We start from the raw sequence: 19,518 nt of genomic DNA on the forward strand, positions 1-19,518 counted from the left end.
ACCATTATACCACACATGCGTTCGAATACTCTATTAATTATTCATGCTTTTACAGATCCCTTTCATATTTCAAAACACCCTCTACCGCAACCGCCCGCACTGTTAATTCACTGTCCAATACTACATAATCTGCTACCTTTCCCTTTTCAATACTACCAAATTGATCTGCTTTTCCAATGCTCGCAGCGGGTGATAGTGAGCCGCGATGCCATACTCTGTATAATGGCTCTTGACTCCAAGCTTGTAAGTTCAAAACTCCCTCAATCAGTGTAAGGGTACTTCCAGCAAGTGATCCAGATTCGGTTTTAGCTATGCCGTCTTTCATGACAACTGGAAACTCACCCAACAAATAATTCCCATCTGGCATTAAGCCGGCCCGCATACAATCCGTAATTAACACGAGCTTATCTTTCTTTAATTTAAGGGCCATCGTTGCAACTTCCGGATGAACATGGAAACCATCGCAAATGAGTTCCGCATATGCCCTCGAATCAACCAACGCGGCACCTACAACCCCCGGTTCTCGGTGATGTAAGCCTGACATCCCATTAAATAAGTGGATGAATTTCCGTGCCCCTGCGTCAACAGCTTCTTTACAGCACTCAAAACTCGCATCAGTATGTGCAATACCGACAACTACATCCCGACCAATTTCTCGAATAAATTCAATTGCATTTTCTCGCTCTGGCGCAATCGCAATTTTCACAATAGTCCCTTTAGCAAGCTTCTGCCATTCATTAAATTCTGTCACGCTCGGATTTTTAAAATAAATTGGATTCTGCGCACCTTTGTATTTCTCCGTAAAATAAGGGCCCTCCAAAAAGATTCCTTCTGACTTTGCACCGGATAATCCTTTATCTACAGCTTCCGTTATCGCATGAATTGCTTTTACGATGCCCTCATCTGATGCAGTCAATGTCGTCGGTAAGAAACGCGTCACGCCAAATGGTAAAATGGCTTTTGATATTGTGTCAACTGCCTCAGCAGTCCCGTCCATTATGTCATAGCCGTTCACACCATGAATATGTGTATCGAATAAACCAGGTGCAATCGTATATCCTGTCCAATCGATAATAGTTGCACTAGGTGGGGCTTCATTAATAAAATCTCCAAACAATCCATGCTCCACTTTTAAAAAGCCACCTTGTCTCTCTTCGTCTTCCAATAAAAAACGATTTGCTTTTATGTAATACACCTTTGGTTGCATGTTGTGCCTCCCAATCAATTTATCTTTACTTTACGTTAACGATTCATATTATAGCAAGCGGTATTATCCATCGGTGCTACTACCTCAAAAATGGGGGGGATATTTATAACGGATATTACCATGAAGTGAATACAGAAACTATTACTTTTGGGTTGCAATTGGTAGTTGACATTTTTAAAATTCCTATTAGAATAGATATTTATAACCGATACCTCCCATTTATGTTTTTTCGAAGTGTGCTCAATATGGCGATGATGTTTCCAAGCGGTCAATCATCCAACCAGATCGATGCGACTACCTACTTAGCAAAACATTTTAATGATTGGTTGTGTCGGGGATAACAATTACGGCGAATTTATCATGAGCAAATTATAGATGTATATTTTTTTATGAACAATGTGTAACCGGTTACAGTAATTGAACAGTGAACTGCCCACATCTTTTTAGGAAATAATGATTATGGGATTATTGTAGTAAAAATACAAACGAACAATTGCAATTTAGGTAACCGGTTACAGAAAAGCAGTATAGGTTTTAATAGACTTCGATAAGTTGACAAACGAGTCGAATTTTCACTGTCATAGGAAAGTTAAATTGATACTACAAAATTTACTTTTGAATAAATAACCGCTTATTTTTATGAAAAATGATTAGGAGGAACAACATTATGAAGAGAATTCCAATTATTATCGACACAGATCCCGGCATTGATGATGCGGCCGCGATAGGTTTAGCTTTGTACAGGGATGATTTAGAGGTGAAATTAATTACGACAGTAGCAGGTAATGTTGATATTGATAATATTACAACGAACGCCTTAAAGCTTGTCACATTTTTCGATAAGGACATTCCTGTTGCTAGAGGGATGGATACTCCCTTATTGAAACCGGCACTTGGAAATAAAGTACACGGCGTAACAGGAATGGATGGCTATGACTTCCCTCAACCTACACGGAGAATTACAAATAAACATGCCGTTGAGGCAATGCGTTCTTTATTAGAGGAATCAGAAGAAAAAATTACAATTGTACCTATTGGACCATTAACAAATATCGCAGTATTGCTCTTAATGTATCCCCAGTTGAAAAGTAAAATTGAAAGTATTGTATTAATGGGTGGTTCTTTATCTGGTGGAAACGTGAACGGAGCTGCTGAGTTTAATATGTGGGCGGATCCCCATGCTGCAAAAATGGTTTTCGACTCCGGCTTGGATATTGTAATGATTGGTTTAGACGTTACATTGAAAGCGCGTATTGGAGAAGAGATATTATCAAAATCCTCAAATAAATCAGCTGACATGTTTAACGCGATTTTCCGCCATTACATAGACGGCGATATGGATAGCGGTGTAGTCATGCATGATTCATGTGCAATCGCTTACTTAACAAATCCTGAGCTGTTCACGATTGAGCGTCGGCTTGTCGAGGTCGTCACAGATGGCCCTGCCGGTGGGATGACAATGGAATTGTTTGGAAAAGAAGAGACAAACGTAAGTGTCGCGGTCGGAATTGATTCTGAAGCCTTTCAAGATTGGTTTCTTGGTACATTAAATAAAATGATCTAATTTTGGATAAAGGGTGAAAGTAATTATGTTCTTTTTACATAATACTTTTACTCCACTTTTTACAGCAAATACTCTAACAAGAATAAGGTGTTTAAGTTGAAATATATTATTTTCATCCTGTGTTTAATTGCAATCTTTTTATTAGCATATGTGGTGAGTTTCGATCGAAAAATGGTTAAAAAGAAACTGATAACAATTGCAAAAATTATTGGTATTCAAATCATACTAGCATACATATTCCTTCATACCACCCTTGGTGTAACAATCATTGGCGCAATATCGAAAATGTTCGAGAAACTGCTAGGTTATGCGAATGTTGGAATTGAATTCGTATTCGGCGGCGTGATTGAAAGCGGATTAGCTTCTTTCGTAATACTCGCCTTACTCCCTATTGTATTTATTTGTGCACTACTTGGGATTTTACAGTATATAAAAATTCTCCCTTTGTTTGTTAAAGTGATGGGCTATCTACTTAACAAAATTAGTAGGCTTGGAAGATTAGAATCATATAGTGCGGTAAGTGCAATCGTAATTGGTATGACAGCAGTGTTTGTATCAATTAAAGATACGCTTCCAAAACTAAATAATAGACAGATGTATTCAATTGCAGCCTGTTCAATTTCAACAGTAGATTTAAGTATCGTTGGGGCTTATATGAACATGATTGACCCTAAATATGTCATTATCGCAATCGTATTAAATTTGTTTAGTGTGTTTGTTATTCTTTCCATCATTAATCCATATAATCCGGATGAAGATAACGGTGCGTTATCCATTCAAAATAATCCGGCGGAAAAAGATGAACGTGGATTTTTTGAAGTGTTAGCCGACTACATGATGGATGGGTTTAATATTATCCTTGCAATCATAGCGATGTTATTAGGTTTTGTAGCATTAATTGCTTTCCTAAATGGGATATTTGGTGCTATTTTTGGCGTGGATTTCCAAACGATTCTCGGCTATCTCTTTGCTCCTCTTGCATTTCTTCTTGGTGTGCAATGGGACGAAGCAGTCCAATTCGGCGGCTTAATTGCCACAAAGCTTCTTTCAAATGAGTTTGTTGCAATGATGAGCTTTATTGATATGGAAGGTTTTTCGGAAAGATCTATTGGTATTATCTCAGTATTCCTAGTATCGTTTGCAAACTTTGGATCAGTAGGGATGATCATCGGCGCATTAAAAGGCTTATGCCCTGATCAAAGTAAAGTAGTTGCTGGATTTAGTATGCGTCTATTATACGGAGCAACTTTAGTAAGTTTCTTATCAGCTGCAGTTGTTGGTTTAGTATTATAAGCTTAGGATATATCTAGGAGACTAAGTCACATTAATTGACCAAGAAAAAGAAGCCTTGAAAGGAATCAGCTTAGAATGAAATCACCCACATATATCGATGATGGGTGATTTTCTTTGTTAACTTCTAAAGTCCTCTCGTAATGCAGGGTACTGCCCGCACATAAGCTCCCCCAAGTTACTTGGTTCGCGGGTATTATTGAGTACAGCTAAGGAAATATAGAGCTTCTGTCATCTTTTTCACCAGCGGTATTTAATTTACCAATTGAAGATTTAAAATAGCGTAGGAAAAACCTAATTCTTGCCTATTTTTGACGAGGAATTAGGCGTCCAATTCACCATAAAAATACTAATAAATATGCAAACGCCACCGAACATTACATGCCAATCAATCATTTCATCCAATAATAACCAACCCGCAAGAACACCGAAAAATGGAGCTAAAAATAAGAATGCACTTGTCTTACCGGGGTCGCCTGCTTGTAAAAGATAAAACCAAACGGAAAACTGTACAATGGAAGCCATGAATACTAGCCATGACAATATGGTAATCGATAAGGCAGTAATTTGAAACGAAGGAGTTTCCATTGAACCTCTCATGACTAAAGTCACGAGATTCTTGGGAAGAGAGCATACTTGATGGATAGCCGTGATGCTATCACCAGAGGTTTCTCTTATTTACCAAGCTATCTCCGTAGTTCCTACGGTTAGTAGGTTTTAACCCCACACTTGTATCAGCGTTTTAAGCCCTTCGTTCAAAATATTTCGACTTGCATTGATATCCCGGTCGTGTTCAGTTCCGCATGTTGAACATATCCATTGTCGAATATTCAGCGGTTTCTTGCCATCTTGCACGCCGCACTCCGAACAAATTTGACTGGATGGAAACCATCTATCAACTTTGATAATTTTTCTGCCGTACCAGTCTGCTTTATATACTAATTTAGTGACAAAACTGGACCAGGATACATCCGAAATACTTTTGCCTAGTTTTTTATTGCGCAGCATCCCTTTTATATTTAAGTCTTCAATACAGATGACATCGTGGTTTTTGATGATTTCTGTACTGAGCTTATTTAGAAAATCGGCACGCTGATTCGTTACTTTTTCATGTAGTTTTGCCGTTTTACGCTTTTGTTTTTGATAGTTCTTCGCATCCGAAAGTTTGACGCCATTTTGCTTGGCAACGAATGCTCGTCTTGACAGTTTGCGTTGTTCACGCTTCAATTTCTTTTCCATTTTCGCCGTGAACCGATTGTTGTCTATTTTGCGTCCATCAGAAAGGATCGCAAAGTCAGTGATTCCCAAATCAATGCCAATAGCGGTATTCGTTTTTGACAGTTCGTAAATTTCCTCTTCACACAAAATGGAAACAAAATATTTCCCGCTAGCATATTTGCGAATCGTCGCATTGAGAATACGGCCTTTCGGTTCCTGGCTTTTGGCGAACTTAACCAATCCTAGTTTTGGAAGCTGAATACTTTTTCCTTTTAACTCAATATTGTTGTTTACATTTTTCGTTATGTAGCTTTGGACGGGATTCATTTTACTTTTGAATTGAGGTTTGTTATTTTGCTTTTTGAAAAACCGAGAAAAAGCATCGGCAAGATTTTTGAGTGAGGATTGAAGTGCGATGCTATCGACTTCTTTTAGCCAACAAGTAGCTTCTGCTATTTTCATTTGAGGAAGCATGGCGGAACATGCGTGATACGATAATCCCTTACCAGTTTCGGTGTAGGATCTGTTCCATAGATCCAGAAAATGATTGAAAACAAATCTTGAACAGCCTATTGTTTTGGCAATTAGGATTTCTTGTTCTTTATTCGGATAGAGACGAAACTGATAAGCTTTATGTCGAAGCATTCACACTTACCTCCTAAACCTTTTTCTGATTCAGTATATACTTTCGTATTTGTTCTTCGGTAATTTTAGGCTTAGAAAACACCTCAATATTTGATTTGTATCTGTATTGCTGAATACCCTTTAGTAGTAGACTTTAAACACTTATACAAATTAATACATGCCGGTCGATTAACATAGCTAAAGCTATGCCTCAACCGAAGCCGATTCATCCCACGACTGAAGTCACGGGTGTTCTCGGCTTATCCATAAAAAACTGCCCACCAACAGAATGAGTCCACCAAACAACATTTGATAGGCCGTTAAAACCCATGTATTAATAGGAGGGCCCCACATTTTGATTAGTAGTGTTCCGATAGCCCACGAAATGGCTGAAAGCCCCCCCAAAAGTGTTCCAAATATAACAACCAAAAGGGGATTCATAAAGGTTAGGATAGACGATTGTCCCGATGTGATGGTACGTAAACTGACAAAGATACATCCCATGACACCCGCTTGTTTGAAAAAGACCAATCAGTGCTATTTTAAGCCAATCTGAAACCTTTTTGGGATGAGCAAGTCTTAAAACTTTTACGATAATTGCCATGAAGCCCCCTGCTAAGAGGAATCGTATTGCAACCAACATAATCGGTGTGGCGTAGATCAGCCCAATCTTTCCAATCGCAAATGCAGATCCCATTAAGGATGTGGTCAATACAACTAAGAATCCAGTAAGCCATTTGTTCATCATTGCATTCCCCTTCGCAAATATCCCATTTATCTTCGTGCTTTTTCATACTGTTCCTCGAACTTTAAATTACGGCTTTACGATCCTTATATAGAACTCATTTATCATATAATCCTTTTCCGTCAAGAATATGTTGTATATATTTCTCAACTCTCGACGTTCGTGTTTTAGACTGTTTCGCTTGAGAAAAATATAGGCTATACGCCCTTTGTCTCCCAAGCGTTAATGCTTCAAAAGCTTTTTTCAAAGCAGGGGTTTCATCGAATTTCTGTTGCAGTTCTTCGGGTATTTGAATTTCTGTTTTCTTTTCAACTTTCAAACCGGCTTTCTCAACTTCAATTGCATTAAAAATATAATCTTTCAATATAGATTCATTTTCAATGATTTCTTGAACTTTGGTAAAACGAATTTGGCGTGCGGCCTGTACATTTTTCGTTTGTTGAATAAGAATTCCTTGGGGATCTTCTAGCAAAGCACCTTTATGAAACAAGAATGCGCAATATTCCTTAAAGCCATGGATTAACACAATGTTTTTGTTATCTAATGTATAACATGGATGATTCCATTTAAAATCCTCAGTCAGTCCGCAGTCAAGAGCGATATCCCTCATTGCCACAAACTCCTCTTTCCAGTTGGTTGCCTTCCTTAAATATTCGTCAACTTTAGGATTTATTTTACGATTTGTCATTCGTCACACCTTCTTCAATTATATATAATTACCCGTTAAGGCGGGTTATATTTTATTATATTTAAACATAGCACAGAATAATGGATTCATGTAAAAAAACACCAACGAATTGATTTTCGTTGGTGTTTAGAAGATTTTATGCCTGTTTTAAAGTATCAATAAACATCGTTACAAATTTCTCATTCTCAACATCTAAACAAACTTCCATGTTCGGTTCTTGCTTCCAAATATTACGGAAGTCACAGATTGTTTGTCCGTAGTTTAATTCACTTTGTGTTTCAACTTCAACAAAATGCTTCTCCGTTTGCACGATAGAAGAATCAATCGCAACTCCGATTGTTAATGGATCATGAAGTGCACAACCGTCAATCCCGTATTTTTGTTTACTAAACCCTCTGAATACTTCAGAACTTTCTACAATGAAGTCATAGTATTTCGTTCCTTTTAATTCTTCCATGCGCTCGCGTGTTAAGAATGTTTTATGCGTAACATCTAGGCCAACAAGCTTCAATGAAAGACCTGAATGGAATACAATTTTAGCAGCTTCCGCATCGGCAAAAATATTGAATTCAGCATTTGGAAGTTTATTACCCATTCCCGCTTTTGTAACAAGTCCACCCATGATGACCACTTCACTTACCCACTCCGCTAATCTTGGCTCTTTACGTAGTGCTAACGCCAAGTTTGTAAGTGGACCAACCATGATGAATGTGATATCACCTTTATGTTTTTTCGCTTGTTCAATCATGAAATCTGGTGCGAAAATATCCGATTCTTCATCATCTACAGTTATATGATCAAGTGCATCGCCAATTCCATCTTTACCATGAACACGAAATTCGTGATTAGGTTCTGTTAAAAGCGGAAGACTTGCCCCTCTATAAGCCTTAACTTCTTCATTTCCGATTAACTTCAGGATTTTCTTCGTGTTTTTCATAACATAATCAATTGGGACATTCCCATTTACGCCTGTAATCCCTAGAAGATCAAGTTGCTTACTCTCAATTGCGTAAATGATTGCATACGCGTCATCTATCCCAGTATCAACGTCTAAAATAACTTTTTTCATTCTAAATCTCTCCTTAATTTCAAAAAAATATTACTTTAATAACACTTCACGATCGTTAATCTTAAAAGAAGAAAATACCTACAATTGCACCATTTAATAGGTTGGCCAATGTCGCAGCGATTAACCCTTTGAATGCCATATCTTGAATTTCTTTTTTACGATTAGGTGCGATTCCTAGCATAACACCTAGAATGATTCCAATAGAACCAAGATTTGCAAATCCAGATAATGCAAATGTTAAAATTGCTACGGACTTCTCAGAAAATGAACCAATTATATCTTGAAACGCTGCAAATGCTACAAATTCGTTAATGATGATTTTTTGTCCAAGTAAGTTTCCGGCCATGATTGCTTCAGACCAAGGAATTCCTAAAACAAACGCAACTGGCGCAAATACATATCCTAAAATTGTTTCAAAAGATAAGCCTGGTAAACCTACGAGGGAACCAACTCCCCCTAAAATACCGTTCAGAAGTGCAATTAATCCGATAATCGAAACTAGAATCACGACAGCATTTACGGCAAAATGCAAGCCATCTTTGGATTCGGTTACAATAACTTCCATAACACTTGGTTTTTCACCAGATTCATTCACATTATCGTCTGTTACTTTCCACTCATTTGGATCAAGTTTTTCAGTTTCAGGTATAATCAATTTCGCTAACATTAAGCCTGCGGGTGCAGACATTATTGCCGCTGATAATAGATAATTAATCGGAATTCCCATTGCCGCTAATCCGAGTAAAACAGCTCCAGATACAGAAGCAAGACCACCAACCATTACGGCAAAGAGTTGAGAACGTGACATCGTTCTTATATATGGCTTGACCGATAGGAAAGATTGTGTCATCCCTAAGAAAATATTTGCCGCGGCATTCGTCGATTCAATATGACCGGTTTTCATAATCTTAGAAAGTCCTCCACCGACGATACGAACGAACATTTGCATAATTCCAAAACGATATAATAAACCAATTAGCGCAGTTAAATAAATCATAATGGCCAATGCATTAATCGCAAATATTGGACCAGCTGCTCCTTCTTTATCTGCTAAAGAACCAAATACAAATTTTAACCCTTCAACTCCATAGGCCATAACTTTCGATACACCATCAGATAGCCACTGGATAATGGACATACCAATATCCCATTTTAATACGATAAACCCTAATATAACTTGAGCGATAAAGCCCATACTTACTGTCCATATATTAATTGCTTTCTTGTTTTCAGATAATAGAAGAGCTGCTAAAACGATAACCGTACAGCCCATTAATCCCCATAGTATACTTACCATGCGCTTGCTTTCCTCCTCATATATTGAAGCAGATTAGATTGTTTTAAGTTTTATTTTTTGCCATGATTGCGAAGAAATTCGTTCACTTCGTCTTGTGTTGGCATTCCAGCTTGCGCACCTAATTTTTGAACAGAAAGGGCTGCGGCTGCATTCGCAAAATGACATGCAGTTTCAACATCCTTTTTCATGCCAATTGCATAGGCAAACGCTCCATTAAATGTATCCCCTGCCCCTGTCGTATCAACAGTTGAAACAGAATGACTTGAAATTCTACGTGGCGCTTCATTTTCAAAATAAACAACGCCGTCTTTTCCTTCTGTGACAATTAGCTTATCCAATAACTGATTGAAATCTACTTGTTTAGATAAAGTCTCACGTTCAGACTGATTAGGCGTAATAAAGTCTGCCTTCATCAACACATCAACTGATAAATCCGCAGCAGGTGCTGGATTTAAGATGAATTTCGTCTGATGTTTTTGACACAGTCGCGCAGTCTCTTCTACAGATTCAATCGGAATTTCTAATTGTGTAATGACCACATCGCTTTTCGCGATAAGGCTTTCATATTTCCTTATATAATCAGGAGTCGCTTCTTTATTTGCTCCTTGATAAACAATGATGCTATTGTCGCCATCCGCTAAAGTAATCATTGCAACACCTGATGCAGAATGTGGAACCGGTTCCACACCATTTAAAAAGATGTTTTCCTTTTCCATAAACTTCAGTAGTTCAGATCCGAATTCATCATCTCCTACCCTACCAATCATATGGACTTCCGCTCCTAAACGAGCAGCTGCAACGGCCTGATTTGATCCTTTTCCGCCGGGACTTGTATAAAAATCTTCACCAAGAATTGTTTCTCCCGCTTCTGGTCGCTTTGCTGCCGCCACGACCAGGTCCATATTAATACTTCCAACTACCGTAATAACAGGCTTTCCCAAGAAATTCACTCCTATTTCTATCTCGTCGTACCTCTTTGAATTACTCTTGTTTTTAATTCATATATCGTCTGTTCTGGTTCTTCATTTTCAATCAGTTTTATTAATAATCGAGATGCCACCGCCCCTAAATCATAAATTGGTTGGGCAATGGTTGTTAACTCGGGATAAACCATTTTACCAAACGCAACGCCATCAAACCCGACAATTTGTAATTCTTCGGGAATTTGAATGCCTCTTTTTAAAGCTACTTTGAGAAATCCAACTGCAATCGTATCATTGCTACAAAAAATACCATCTATCTGTGTAAATTTATCAAAAAATGCATGGGCAACTTCTTCTGCAGCCGCAAGGTTAAAAGCTGATTCCTCAATGATATAGCTCATATTATTTTCTTCTATTTCATCAATAAATCCTCGATAACGATCATTTGCAGATGTAATTTCGCGTGGCCCTCGAATGTGAGCAATGTTTTTTGCTCCTTTTTCGATTAACAATTTTGTAGCCTGACGCGCACCTTCATAGTTATCGGATGTAACCGTTGGCAATTCTGAATAACTTGCGCGGTCCAATACAACAACTGGTGTATTAGCATGTAAAGAAATATGCTTTTCCGATGAATGCCCTGTCATAATTACACCATCAACATATTTTTGATTAAATAAATCTAGATAAGTCTGTTCCTTTTCTGCATTTCCATCTGAATTACCGAGCAATACTTTGTAGCCATAAATCATGGAAACGTCTTCAACAGCTCTTGCTAGCTCTGGAAAAAACGGGTTTGTAATATCTGGCACAATTAAACCAATCATCTTTGACGTTTTATGGAACAGAGCCCTTGCTACAGCGTTCGGTTTATAATTCAATTTTTCAATTGCCTTGATTACCTTTAGTTCTGATTCTTGACTTACATAGCCATTTTTATTCAGTACCCTTGAAACTGTCGCAACGGAAACTCCCGCCTCATTTGCTACGTCTCTCATTGTTGCCAATTACAATCACCTCTACAAAATGTGGAACCGATTACATACTTAAATATAATTTATAAATACCTCCATGTCAATTCGTTTTATAAAATAAATATTATTAAATTATTCATACACTCATGCACCTAAATATCCTTGTAAAACTGAAAAAGAAACAATGAAACTATTTAATTGTGAGATTCGCCTATGTTTTTGTTGGACAACCCCTAATTGAAGCGGTCTAGGCATATACTAGAGAACTTGCGATGCCCAAGAATTAATCTGAGTGAAACAGTGTGGTTGTCACTATTACCAAATAAACATTTCATTCTATTAGGAACGAGAAGGAGGTGACAATTAAAATTCTCCATTGCAGTGTCTTTTATTATTATCATAAAAACATAATTCCAAACAAGTGTAAGCACTAACATCACTTGTTAATTTGAGCGTTAACTAGTGAGAGATTTATAAAATAGTAGGTTGTCATGAATTGCCATTATATTTTTTGCAGTACAAAGGAAAGGTGGAAGTTATATGATGAAGTATCTCCAAAATCTAGGTCGCTCGTTAATGTTACCCGTGGCAGTATTACCTGCGGCCGCGATTTTAATGGGAATTGGGTATTGGATTGACCCTTCTGGTTGGGGATCAGGCAACGTACTCGCCGCTTTCTTAATTAAAGCCGGAGGTTCAATCATTGACCATATGTCGATTCTTTTTGCAGTCGGGGTAGCGCTTGGAATGTCTAAGGATAAGGATGGATCAGCTGCATTAAGTGGACTTGTTGCCTTTTTAGTTGTGACAACTTTATTGTCAACAGATACAGTCGCGATGCTATTGTCGATTGATGCAGAAGCTGTAAATCCTGCATTCGAGAAAATTGCAAACCAATTTATTGGGATTGTTTCAGGGCTTGTTGCTGCAACAATGTATAACCGATTTAGTCATGTACAATTACCTGATGCCCTCGCCTTCTTTAGTGGAAAACGTTTAGTTCCGATTGTGACAGCTGCTACTATGCTTGTTGCTTCAGCGGCATTATTTTTCATATGGCCTATGATTTATACTGGACTGGTCAATTTTGGTGAAGTGATTAGTGGACTAGGTGCGACTGGTGCAGGATTATACGGATTCTTTAACCGCCTTCTGATTCCTACTGGATTACATCATGCGTTAAACTCTGTATTCTGGTTTGATGTTGCAGGCATCAATGACATCGGAAACTTCTGGGGTAGTCAGGGGACAAAAGGGATTACAGGCATGTACCAAGCTGGTTTCTTTCCAATTATGATGTTTGGATTACCAGCTGCAGGTCTGGCTATGTATCATACCGCGAAAACAAAACGTAAAAAACAAGCGGCTTCTTTAATGTTAGCAGCGGGTTTTGCGGCATTCTTTACAGGTGTGACAGAACCGCTTGAGTTCGCATTTATGTTTTTGGCGCCGGCTCTTTATGTTGTACACGCAGCTTTAACAGGTCTCTCTTTATTTATCGCCGCATCTTTCCAATGGACAGCAGGATTTGGGTTTAGCGCTGGTTTTGTTGACTATTTCTTAAGTTTAAAAATTCCAATCGCGAACCAACCGCTCATGCTAGTTGTTCAAGGTTTAGGATTTGCAGTTGTTTACTATTTCTTATTCCGATTCCTCATTGTGAAATTCGACTTGAAAACACCCGGTCGAGAAGATGATGAAGACATCGTGGAGGAAGCGGAAGATAAAAATTTTACAGGTAATAAATTTACAAGTATGGCGACAATCATTTACGACGGCTTAGGCGGAGATGCAAACGTCACTGCAGTTGACCACTGTGCGACACGATTACGTGTTGAAGTAAAAGATATGAGCGTCGTTAATCAAAACAAAATTAAAAGTTCAGGTGTACCAGGCATTCATGTTGTTGGATCAAATAGCATCCAAGTCATCGTCGGAACAAACGTACAATTTGTAGCCGATGAAATGAACAAAATTCGAAAAAAATGAGTAGATAAGGTTTTCTGGGAAGTAGCAATCATACTTTCTAGAAAACCTCTTTTATACAAATTAACATCATCGAGCAATTAGATAAGGTGCACCAAATCTCCCCTGTCATCCTCTATATAGACCATTCAAAAGAAAAAGGATACATTTGCGATGATTAATTTCTTTCATTCTTTACTTCTTTACATTCTTGTTAGTTGTTAAGCGTCTGTTGATCGTTTGTTAGGCGTCTGTTACTTTGTCTGTTGCTCAAGCGACTTCACCTTGAGAAAACCCAATGTTACCAATCTGTATGAGCAGATGATGCTCTGTTAATTCGTCTGTTAGAAATCACTTCTTTGTGGAAAGCAGATGACATTCCTCTATTTTTATATACATTAAAATCTGAACAAAAACTGTAATAACTTTTATGGAAATGGTAAAGCTAAATTCTATAAGATGTAATACAAAGAGGTGAATCTGTTGACGAATGAAAAGAAAGCACCAAAAAATCCAATGACCGATAAAGATAACGGATTAAGTTCCACACAAGAAGTAACCTACCAAGACGAATTTAAAAAAGCTAATCGCACTGCAAATCGAGAGAATAAAAATAAATAAAGGGTCGATTAACTAAACCCTAAATATAAAATGCCTGTAGGGGAATTTTCTCCCCTACAGGCATTTTAATTGATGAATCTATTCCGTTGTACGATTTGTTTGGAACGGAAGCGTATCCCAGAAAGAAACGTCTTTTGTTTCGATGGAACGATCTGCAATTGCACGTACCGTTGCGTCAAGTGTTGTAATTGTTTGTTTAATTAAATAGCCATTACTCTTTTGTCCTAATACATAAGATTCGTAGAAATGGTCAGACATACCCCGCATCTCAAAAAGCAGTGTAGAGATTCCGTATTCGACCGCAATCCCGTTTCGACTAATTGTTTCAGCAGAACCGCCGTTATATTTACCTAAATGTCCCCAACCTTTTGCTTCAATCGCATCATAGACGACTGCACCAAGCTGTTTCGATTTCAGTACAACGTCTTCATCTACATTTGGCGTCGTTGGGTAAAGAATTGAACCTGAAACGTATTCATTGTCGATCGCACTTTGTGTACCTTGGTGGTGCAAATCAATCATATAGTCAATGTCATACTTCCGCATCACATTGTCGTGCAAAGCTTTTGTTTCAGGTTGAATCTTCGTAATATGGTCTCTGTTTAAGTCGATGCCAAGCGCATTATAACGGGTAAGGTTCCGATCCCCGCTTGCTACGTAATCATCAAGAGAAAAATCAACGTCTCCCATCGCACCGTCCGCATTTAGCATCGGTACTATAAGAATATTAACATCATCTGTAACGCCTTTCATTTTACCAGTACCAAGATGTTTGACGAATTCAAGTGCCCCTTCAGTTGTCAATTGCTCATTACCGTGCTGTTGTGTTAAGAAAAGGATGGTCGGATTGTCACGGTTTTTCATATATTTGACGAGGTACAAGTCTCTTCCCTTCACAGTTTGACCAATGACTTCTAGTTCCATATCCTGTTGTTTCGCATGTTCCTTTTGCAGGAAGTCCGAAAGTTCATCATATGTGTGCAAAATCGACGTGTTTACTGTTTCATTGCCGCCGTAATTTGGTCCATTTCCAACAGCATCTACTACTGGAGTGACACTTAGCATCATGGCTCCTGCCATTGACAATGCGAGTAACGATTTCTTCATCTAAATTCCTCCTTGATTTTATATAATCTGGTCGTTCTTTCTTAATCAGTTTGTCGCTCTAGATGATGTGCGAGGAATTTTCTCGTAATCTTCCGGATTCAATTCTTCTACAGAACCGTCGGCAACCGCGCTGATGATCCCCGTAAGTCCACGTTCAACAGCTTTAATAAGTCGCCCGCTTTCTTTTTGTCCCATCATTTGCGTTTGACCTCTCACCTCGAAAAGGACAGTTCCACTACCATTCAATGCATAGGTTCCAAGAGCCGTCCCAGGAAGATCTAGCCCTTGTGAATAAAGCGAGACGTTCGTAAATGGTGAGTTTCCATAAGACTGCAACTCATTATAAGCGGCAACGTTTAACTGCCTCGAAAAATCGTAATTGTAATTGTCTTTATATTGGGCGTACTTCTCGCCTGCCGGTGTATTCGGGTCCGGTACAAACTGCGCAGATAAGGAAAGTGTCACTTCGTCAGCTGTACCCGCAACATAGTACATTCCTTGATGGTGAATATCGATGAACGCATCTACTTTGCCATGTTCATCTTGCAATGATTTATATACATCCCTTGCTGTTTGTGCTTCAGGCGTGATGAACCACCCTGGCTCATTTGAGCGACCTGGAAAGTCTTTCGCCTCTGGTACATAATTGAGATCTGGATTAAAGTCACGGTTTACATCAAATCCTGGATTCTTACCATAATCAAAACTTTGACTGATGCCGCGATCTAAGTAGTTCCAAGCTGGTGATGCACCTTCAAGTTGCGGGAAGTTCACAAGCACTTCATTCCACGTCATACTATTTCTTCTTTTATCTCCTTCAGAAGCATCCGGATTCATCATCGGCATGAATACCAACGTTACTTCCTCGCGAATTTCTCTCGCTTGCTTTGAGTTACTAGAAAGGTTTTCCAACATGTTAAGGATTGCAACAGTTCCGGTCTTTTCATTCCCGTGGATCTCACTTTGAATAAGAATCACTTTATCACCAGTCCCGACCGTCGCTTTATAAATATCTCGACCTTGATTGGACTGGCCGACCACTTCCACTTCAACAATCCCTTTGCTAGACTGCTCAATCTGTTGAAGTTGATGTTGTAGTTCACTGTAATTCGTAAACCCTGAAATCGAATACTCATGGTGATGGGTTTCCTGAGCTGGACTTTCCGCCGCATATACGGGCAAAGCAAGACTCGCGCTAAGCGCTAAAATACCAATCATACTTCCAAGTTTCTTCATAATCATTCATCCTCTCTATTTGCCTTTTATCCGTTGACTACTTGTCTAGAATATTTGTAGACAAGCACTCAATTTGTTACTAGCATAGCAAATAAAAAACGAATAGTTAATTGATTTCGAATATTCAGCCCCTAGGTAGGATATGGAATTTTTTAATATTAAATTATCACTAACGAATACATCTTTTGTAATGAAGCGTTTATTCTTCCCGTGCTCAACGTATACCGTCTGCGTAATCAACAATATAGAATCTCACAAACATTTCCCATAAACCCCCAATAACTATGACGAATTCCCCCTCAATGGCTTCTCAGAAGTACCTATTAAGTATTCTATGTAGCGTGAACGTGAAGTAAATTTAGGTGATTTTTTGCTTCTATTATACAAAATAATTATCTAATAGATATATATATACTAAAAAAACGTCGATGTGCGAAATCGACGGTAATTCCAATTGGAGGTCCCTGCAAGGGGGCGGCTTCTAGACGAGAAATAACCCATCTGAGCCTGTCAAATCAAGGATGGGTTATTTTTTGCTTCTATTTGACAGAATGAAATCGATGACCGTTTAATTTAATGCATGAAAAGTTATTACGCTTATAGCACTGCATTGAATTATCAGAAGTTAACGTCACGTAGGTATCCATCATTTTTCAGATGTGTAATTCTTCTGAATGGCTTTCCCTATTTGTTCGATTGCCTCTCTTCCCGCATCCATTACGCCTGCCATCCAAAAGAAAGCGTGGATCATTCCTTCGTAGTTTGATAGTTCAACATTAACCCCAGCCTCCCTTAATCGGTCAGCATATAAGACGCCATCATCTCTAAGAGGATCATATTGTGCTGTGATGATTAATGCAGGCGGCAATCCACTTAAATCTTTTGCTAATATAGGTGATGCATAAGGTGAAGTTTTATCTTTTTCACTTAGATAATGTTTGGTAAACCAATCAATTGTAGCTTTATCCAGCAGATAACCTTCGCCATTTTCTTCCATAGATGGCGTATTCCACGCAAAGTTGGTAGCTGGATAAATCAATACTTGATAAGCAATAGATGGACCGCCCCGATCTTTTGCCATTAGTGTAACAGCTGCAGAAAGATTCCCTCCTGCGCTATCTCCGCCTATGGCAATAAAGCTTGGATCGCCATTGTACCTAGAAATATTTTCAGCTACCCACTTCAGTGCAGCATAACAATCCTCTGGAGCAGTTGGAAACTTAAATTCTGGTGCACGTCTGTATCCAATAGAAACAACAATAGACTCAGATGCATTTGTCAAAGCTCTCACAGTACTGTCCACTACATCCAGGTCACCAATTACCCATCCTCCTCCGTGAAGATAAACAAAAACTGGAAATGGTCCCTCACCTTCTGGAGTATAAATACGAACGTTAATTTCACCGTCATCTACCAGAATCATAACATTTTCTACATGTGCAACTTCCTCTGGCGGACCGCCTGTTTGCGAAAACATTTGAGCAGAAATCATGCGATATTGTTCAGCAGTTAACTGATCGATTGCAGGAGCCCCTTTGCTTACCGCAGCTAATTGATCTAAAAACATTTTAGCCTGTGGATGTAACGTCATTCGTATTCCTCCTTTTGTCTACGCTTACAAAATGGGTCATCTAAAACTTATTGTTTATGCAAAACAAATAATCTATCTGAAACGCGAAAACTAAGCATTAAGCTAGACGGATTTGATTCAATATATAATGAAAAGTCAACTGAAGGTAACGTCATGCACTCTTTTTACTTCATTAATCTGTTTTTCATATACCTGAAGATTTCGTGATGGGTCTACAGATTGTATGGCTATTATACATCCTCTGATTCGCCTAAGCTGAACTATTATTTCTTCTTTGGTCAAAGAGGAGTTCTTTAAATTGTTATCTAGATCACTACTTAGCCTCATTAGTTTTTTAGTAAGCTTATAGGGTGATTTGAGCCCGTCCTTAGTAACTATAACCCCCGTTATATTATTAGCTTTTCTTTTTTGGAACCTAGTTTTTTCAGTGCTTAGATTAAAACCATACCGCCTTAAAATTAAAGCTAATTCTCTTTTCAAATGTTTAGATATAAAACTAGCAGAAGAGAAAGTAAGGTCATCATAATAAGCACTGAAAACTAGGTTATTTGTTTCAGCAAACTGTTCTAATTCCTTGAACATATCACTATATGCCAAAAAACTAAGTAATGGGCTCGTCGGAAATCCTTGGGGTAAATATCGGTAAGAATCTTCTTCATGTTGATAAGTTACTAGTAACGTTAATATTCTGGATATATCAATTGACATCTGCATTTTATTCCTAAAAAAATCGTATACGTAAGATTCGTGTGTACTAGGAAAGAATTTCTCAATGTCTGCAATGAGAAAGTATTTATTGTTCTTGTGAATAGCAGCATTATCTATGTAACTTTTATTTTTTATTCCACCATAAAGATAAGTAGGATATGTAATTGAGTATAGAGACCTCACTAATCTTTTCAAAGCTCTTTTATGTTGAACAGTTGGATTGTACAAATCCCTTTTTTTGTTTTCCAGTTTATAAGGCTTCCATTTTTCTGTTTCCAATAAATCTTCCAAGTTTTTAAGTACTGATAAATCGACTTGTATAATTTCAGATAGAAACTTCTTATTTGATAGTTCATATAGAAAGCTTTCTCGAAACAAAAAAATCCCTCCTTGTATATACAAGAAAGGATAGAAATTAGAAACTCAACATATTGCTTCAGTGAGGGAAGGATCTGAATTAAAATAGCTAATCCAAATCGACAAAGTTTTAGACATATTAAGATGATAAACTTAAAAAAATCTAGCATCTCAACGATTTCGCTATATAACTCCTTTGCCATTAAAAATGTCGGTATAATAGACCCTTTTTTCTCTTCCTGCTTTGATGAAGCTACCTCTTTATTGTCATTATTATCCATAATATACCTACCTCCTAATATTATTAGAGACTACTGTCTCCCCCCGCACTATA

At 38.1% G+C, this 19,518-nt stretch carries 16 protein-coding genes and 1 pseudogene; 4 read left to right on the forward strand and 13 right to left on the reverse strand.

The genetic code is table 11. The annotated features are described in order from the left end of the window. Nucleotides 1-49 precede the first annotated feature (49 nt). Nucleotides 50-1,207, reverse strand: coding sequence for an N-acetylglucosamine-6-phosphate deacetylase (nagA, locus tag AB1H92_RS09215; RefSeq protein ID WP_115360578.1), 1,158 nt, complete (start codon nucleotides 1,205-1,207; stop codon nucleotides 50-52). A 667-nt stretch (nucleotides 1,208-1,874) separates the two neighbouring features. Between nagA and rihC the strand changes: the two genes are divergently transcribed. Together rihC and AB1H92_RS09225 are read left to right on the forward strand one after the other, a co-directional pair. Next, nucleotides 1,875-2,771 carry a ribonucleoside hydrolase RihC gene (gene rihC, locus AB1H92_RS09220; protein WP_115360577.1) on the forward strand — a complete coding sequence of 299 codons (897 nt, stop codon included), beginning with the start codon at nucleotides 1,875-1,877 and terminating at the stop codon, nucleotides 2,769-2,771. A 96-nt stretch (nucleotides 2,772-2,867) separates the two neighbouring features. Continuing rightward, the gene (locus AB1H92_RS09225) at nucleotides 2,868-4,064 is read left to right on the forward strand and encodes a NupC/NupG family nucleoside CNT transporter (RefSeq protein WP_115360576.1); all 1,197 of its coding nucleotides are present in this window, start codon (nucleotides 2,868-2,870) and stop codon (nucleotides 4,062-4,064) included. Between the two features lie 291 nt (nucleotides 4,065-4,355). Here AB1H92_RS09225 and AB1H92_RS09230 read toward each other — a convergent pair whose 3' ends face one another. The 8 genes and pseudogenes from AB1H92_RS09230 to AB1H92_RS09265 form a co-directional block, all read right to left on the reverse strand. After that, a complete protein-coding gene (locus AB1H92_RS09230; RefSeq protein WP_243835592.1) occupies nucleotides 4,356-4,649 on the reverse strand; it encodes an EamA family transporter in 294 nt (97 codons plus the stop codon). A 129-nt stretch (nucleotides 4,650-4,778) separates the two neighbouring features. After that, the gene (gene tnpB, locus AB1H92_RS09235; RefSeq protein ID WP_115360574.1) at nucleotides 4,779-5,924 is read right to left on the reverse strand and encodes an IS200/IS605 family element RNA-guided endonuclease TnpB; all 1,146 of its coding nucleotides are present in this window, start codon (nucleotides 5,922-5,924) and stop codon (nucleotides 4,779-4,781) included. 252 nt (nucleotides 5,925-6,176) lie between these two features. Beyond that, nucleotides 6,177-6,648: pseudogene (locus tag AB1H92_RS09240) on the reverse strand (EamA family transporter); the annotation flags it as partial. A 97-nt stretch (nucleotides 6,649-6,745) separates the two neighbouring features. Continuing rightward, complete coding sequence (locus AB1H92_RS09245) at nucleotides 6,746-7,336, reverse strand: YdeI family protein (RefSeq protein WP_115360573.1); 591 nt, start codon at nucleotides 7,334-7,336, stop codon at nucleotides 6,746-6,748. A 136-nt stretch (nucleotides 7,337-7,472) separates the two neighbouring features. Then, nucleotides 7,473-8,405, reverse strand: coding sequence for a nucleoside hydrolase (locus tag AB1H92_RS09250; RefSeq protein WP_115360572.1), 933 nt, complete (start codon nucleotides 8,403-8,405; stop codon nucleotides 7,473-7,475). A gap of 61 nt (nucleotides 8,406-8,466) precedes the next feature. Next, nucleotides 8,467-9,702 (reverse strand): NupC/NupG family nucleoside CNT transporter, encoded by a 1,236-nt coding sequence (locus AB1H92_RS09255; protein WP_115360571.1) that lies wholly within the window; start codon nucleotides 9,700-9,702, stop codon nucleotides 8,467-8,469. A gap of 50 nt (nucleotides 9,703-9,752) precedes the next feature. Next, nucleotides 9,753-10,643, reverse strand: coding sequence for a ribokinase (rbsK, locus tag AB1H92_RS09260; RefSeq protein ID WP_115360570.1), 891 nt, complete (start codon nucleotides 10,641-10,643; stop codon nucleotides 9,753-9,755). A 17-nt stretch (nucleotides 10,644-10,660) separates the two neighbouring features. Beyond that, nucleotides 10,661-11,632: a LacI family DNA-binding transcriptional regulator gene (locus AB1H92_RS09265; protein ID WP_115360569.1), complete on the reverse strand. Its 972-nt coding sequence runs from the start codon at nucleotides 11,630-11,632 to the stop codon at nucleotides 10,661-10,663. 507 nt (nucleotides 11,633-12,139) lie between these two features. On the opposite strand from AB1H92_RS09265, the gene nagE reads away from it, so the two are divergent. Continuing rightward, on the forward strand, nucleotides 12,140-13,588 hold the full coding sequence (gene nagE, locus AB1H92_RS09270; protein WP_115360568.1) for an N-acetylglucosamine-specific PTS transporter subunit IIBC: 1,449 nt from the start codon (nucleotides 12,140-12,142) through the stop codon (nucleotides 13,586-13,588). A 459-nt stretch (nucleotides 13,589-14,047) separates the two neighbouring features. Continuing rightward, nucleotides 14,048-14,185 carry a YfhE family protein gene (locus tag AB1H92_RS09275; protein ID WP_082295062.1) on the forward strand — a complete coding sequence of 46 codons (138 nt, stop codon included), beginning with the start codon at nucleotides 14,048-14,050 and terminating at the stop codon, nucleotides 14,183-14,185. A gap of 78 nt (nucleotides 14,186-14,263) precedes the next feature. Here AB1H92_RS09275 and AB1H92_RS09280 read toward each other — a convergent pair whose 3' ends face one another. The 4 genes from AB1H92_RS09280 to AB1H92_RS09295 all read right to left on the reverse strand — a co-directional run bounded on the left by AB1H92_RS09280 (nucleotide 14,264) and on the right by AB1H92_RS09295 (nucleotide 19,205). After that, nucleotides 14,264-15,292 carry a M14 family zinc carboxypeptidase gene (locus AB1H92_RS09280; RefSeq protein ID WP_115360567.1) on the reverse strand — a complete coding sequence of 343 codons (1,029 nt, stop codon included), beginning with the start codon at nucleotides 15,290-15,292 and terminating at the stop codon, nucleotides 14,264-14,266. Nucleotides 15,293-15,337: 45 nt separating this feature from the next. Beyond that, nucleotides 15,338-16,528, reverse strand: a complete 1,191-nt coding sequence (locus tag AB1H92_RS09285; protein WP_115360566.1) for a M14 family zinc carboxypeptidase — start codon at nucleotides 16,526-16,528, stop codon at nucleotides 15,338-15,340. Between the two features lie 646 nt (nucleotides 16,529-17,174). Then, the gene (locus tag AB1H92_RS09290) at nucleotides 17,175-18,119 is read right to left on the reverse strand and encodes an alpha/beta hydrolase (protein ID WP_115360565.1); all 945 of its coding nucleotides are present in this window, start codon (nucleotides 18,117-18,119) and stop codon (nucleotides 17,175-17,177) included. Nucleotides 18,120-18,254: 135 nt separating this feature from the next. Further along, on the reverse strand, nucleotides 18,255-19,205 hold the full coding sequence (locus AB1H92_RS09295) for a reverse transcriptase family protein (RefSeq protein ID WP_166739521.1): 951 nt from the start codon (nucleotides 19,203-19,205) through the stop codon (nucleotides 18,255-18,257). Nucleotides 19,206-19,518: the final 313 nt, after the last annotated feature.

Origin of the sequence: Sporosarcina pasteurii (assembly GCF_041295575.1) — a bacterium.
Taxonomy (GTDB): domain Bacteria; phylum Bacillota; class Bacilli; order Bacillales_A; family Planococcaceae; genus Sporosarcina; species Sporosarcina pasteurii.

Coding starts and splice junctions, on each gene's coding strand:
- AB1H92_RS09285 (WP_115360566.1), bottom strand. CDS start 16,528: ATGAAGAAACTTGGAAGTATGATTGGTATTTTAGCGCTTAGCGCGAGT.
- rihC (WP_115360577.1), top strand. CDS start 1,875: ATGAAGAGAATTCCAATTATTATCGACACAGATCCCGGCATTGATGAT.
- nagE (WP_115360568.1), top strand. CDS start 12,140: ATGATGAAGTATCTCCAAAATCTAGGTCGCTCGTTAATGTTACCCGTG.
- AB1H92_RS09250 (WP_115360572.1), bottom strand. CDS start 8,405: ATGAAAAAAGTTATTTTAGACGTTGATACTGGGATAGATGACGCGTAT.
- AB1H92_RS09280 (WP_115360567.1), bottom strand. CDS start 15,292: ATGAAGAAATCGTTACTCGCATTGTCAATGGCAGGAGCCATGATGCTA.
- AB1H92_RS09230 (WP_243835592.1), bottom strand. CDS start 4,649: ATGGAAACTCCTTCGTTTCAAATTACTGCCTTATCGATTACCATATTG.
- tnpB (WP_115360574.1), bottom strand. CDS start 5,924: ATGCTTCGACATAAAGCTTATCAGTTTCGTCTCTATCCGAATAAAGAA.
- nagA (WP_115360578.1), bottom strand. CDS start 1,207: ATGCAACCAAAGGTGTATTACATAAAAGCAAATCGTTTTTTATTGGAA.
- AB1H92_RS09255 (WP_115360571.1), bottom strand. CDS start 9,702: ATGGTAAGTATACTATGGGGATTAATGGGCTGTACGGTTATCGTTTTA.
- AB1H92_RS09245 (WP_115360573.1), bottom strand. CDS start 7,336: ATGACAAATCGTAAAATAAATCCTAAAGTTGACGAATATTTAAGGAAG.
- AB1H92_RS09290 (WP_115360565.1), bottom strand. CDS start 18,119: ATGACGTTACATCCACAGGCTAAAATGTTTTTAGATCAATTAGCTGCG.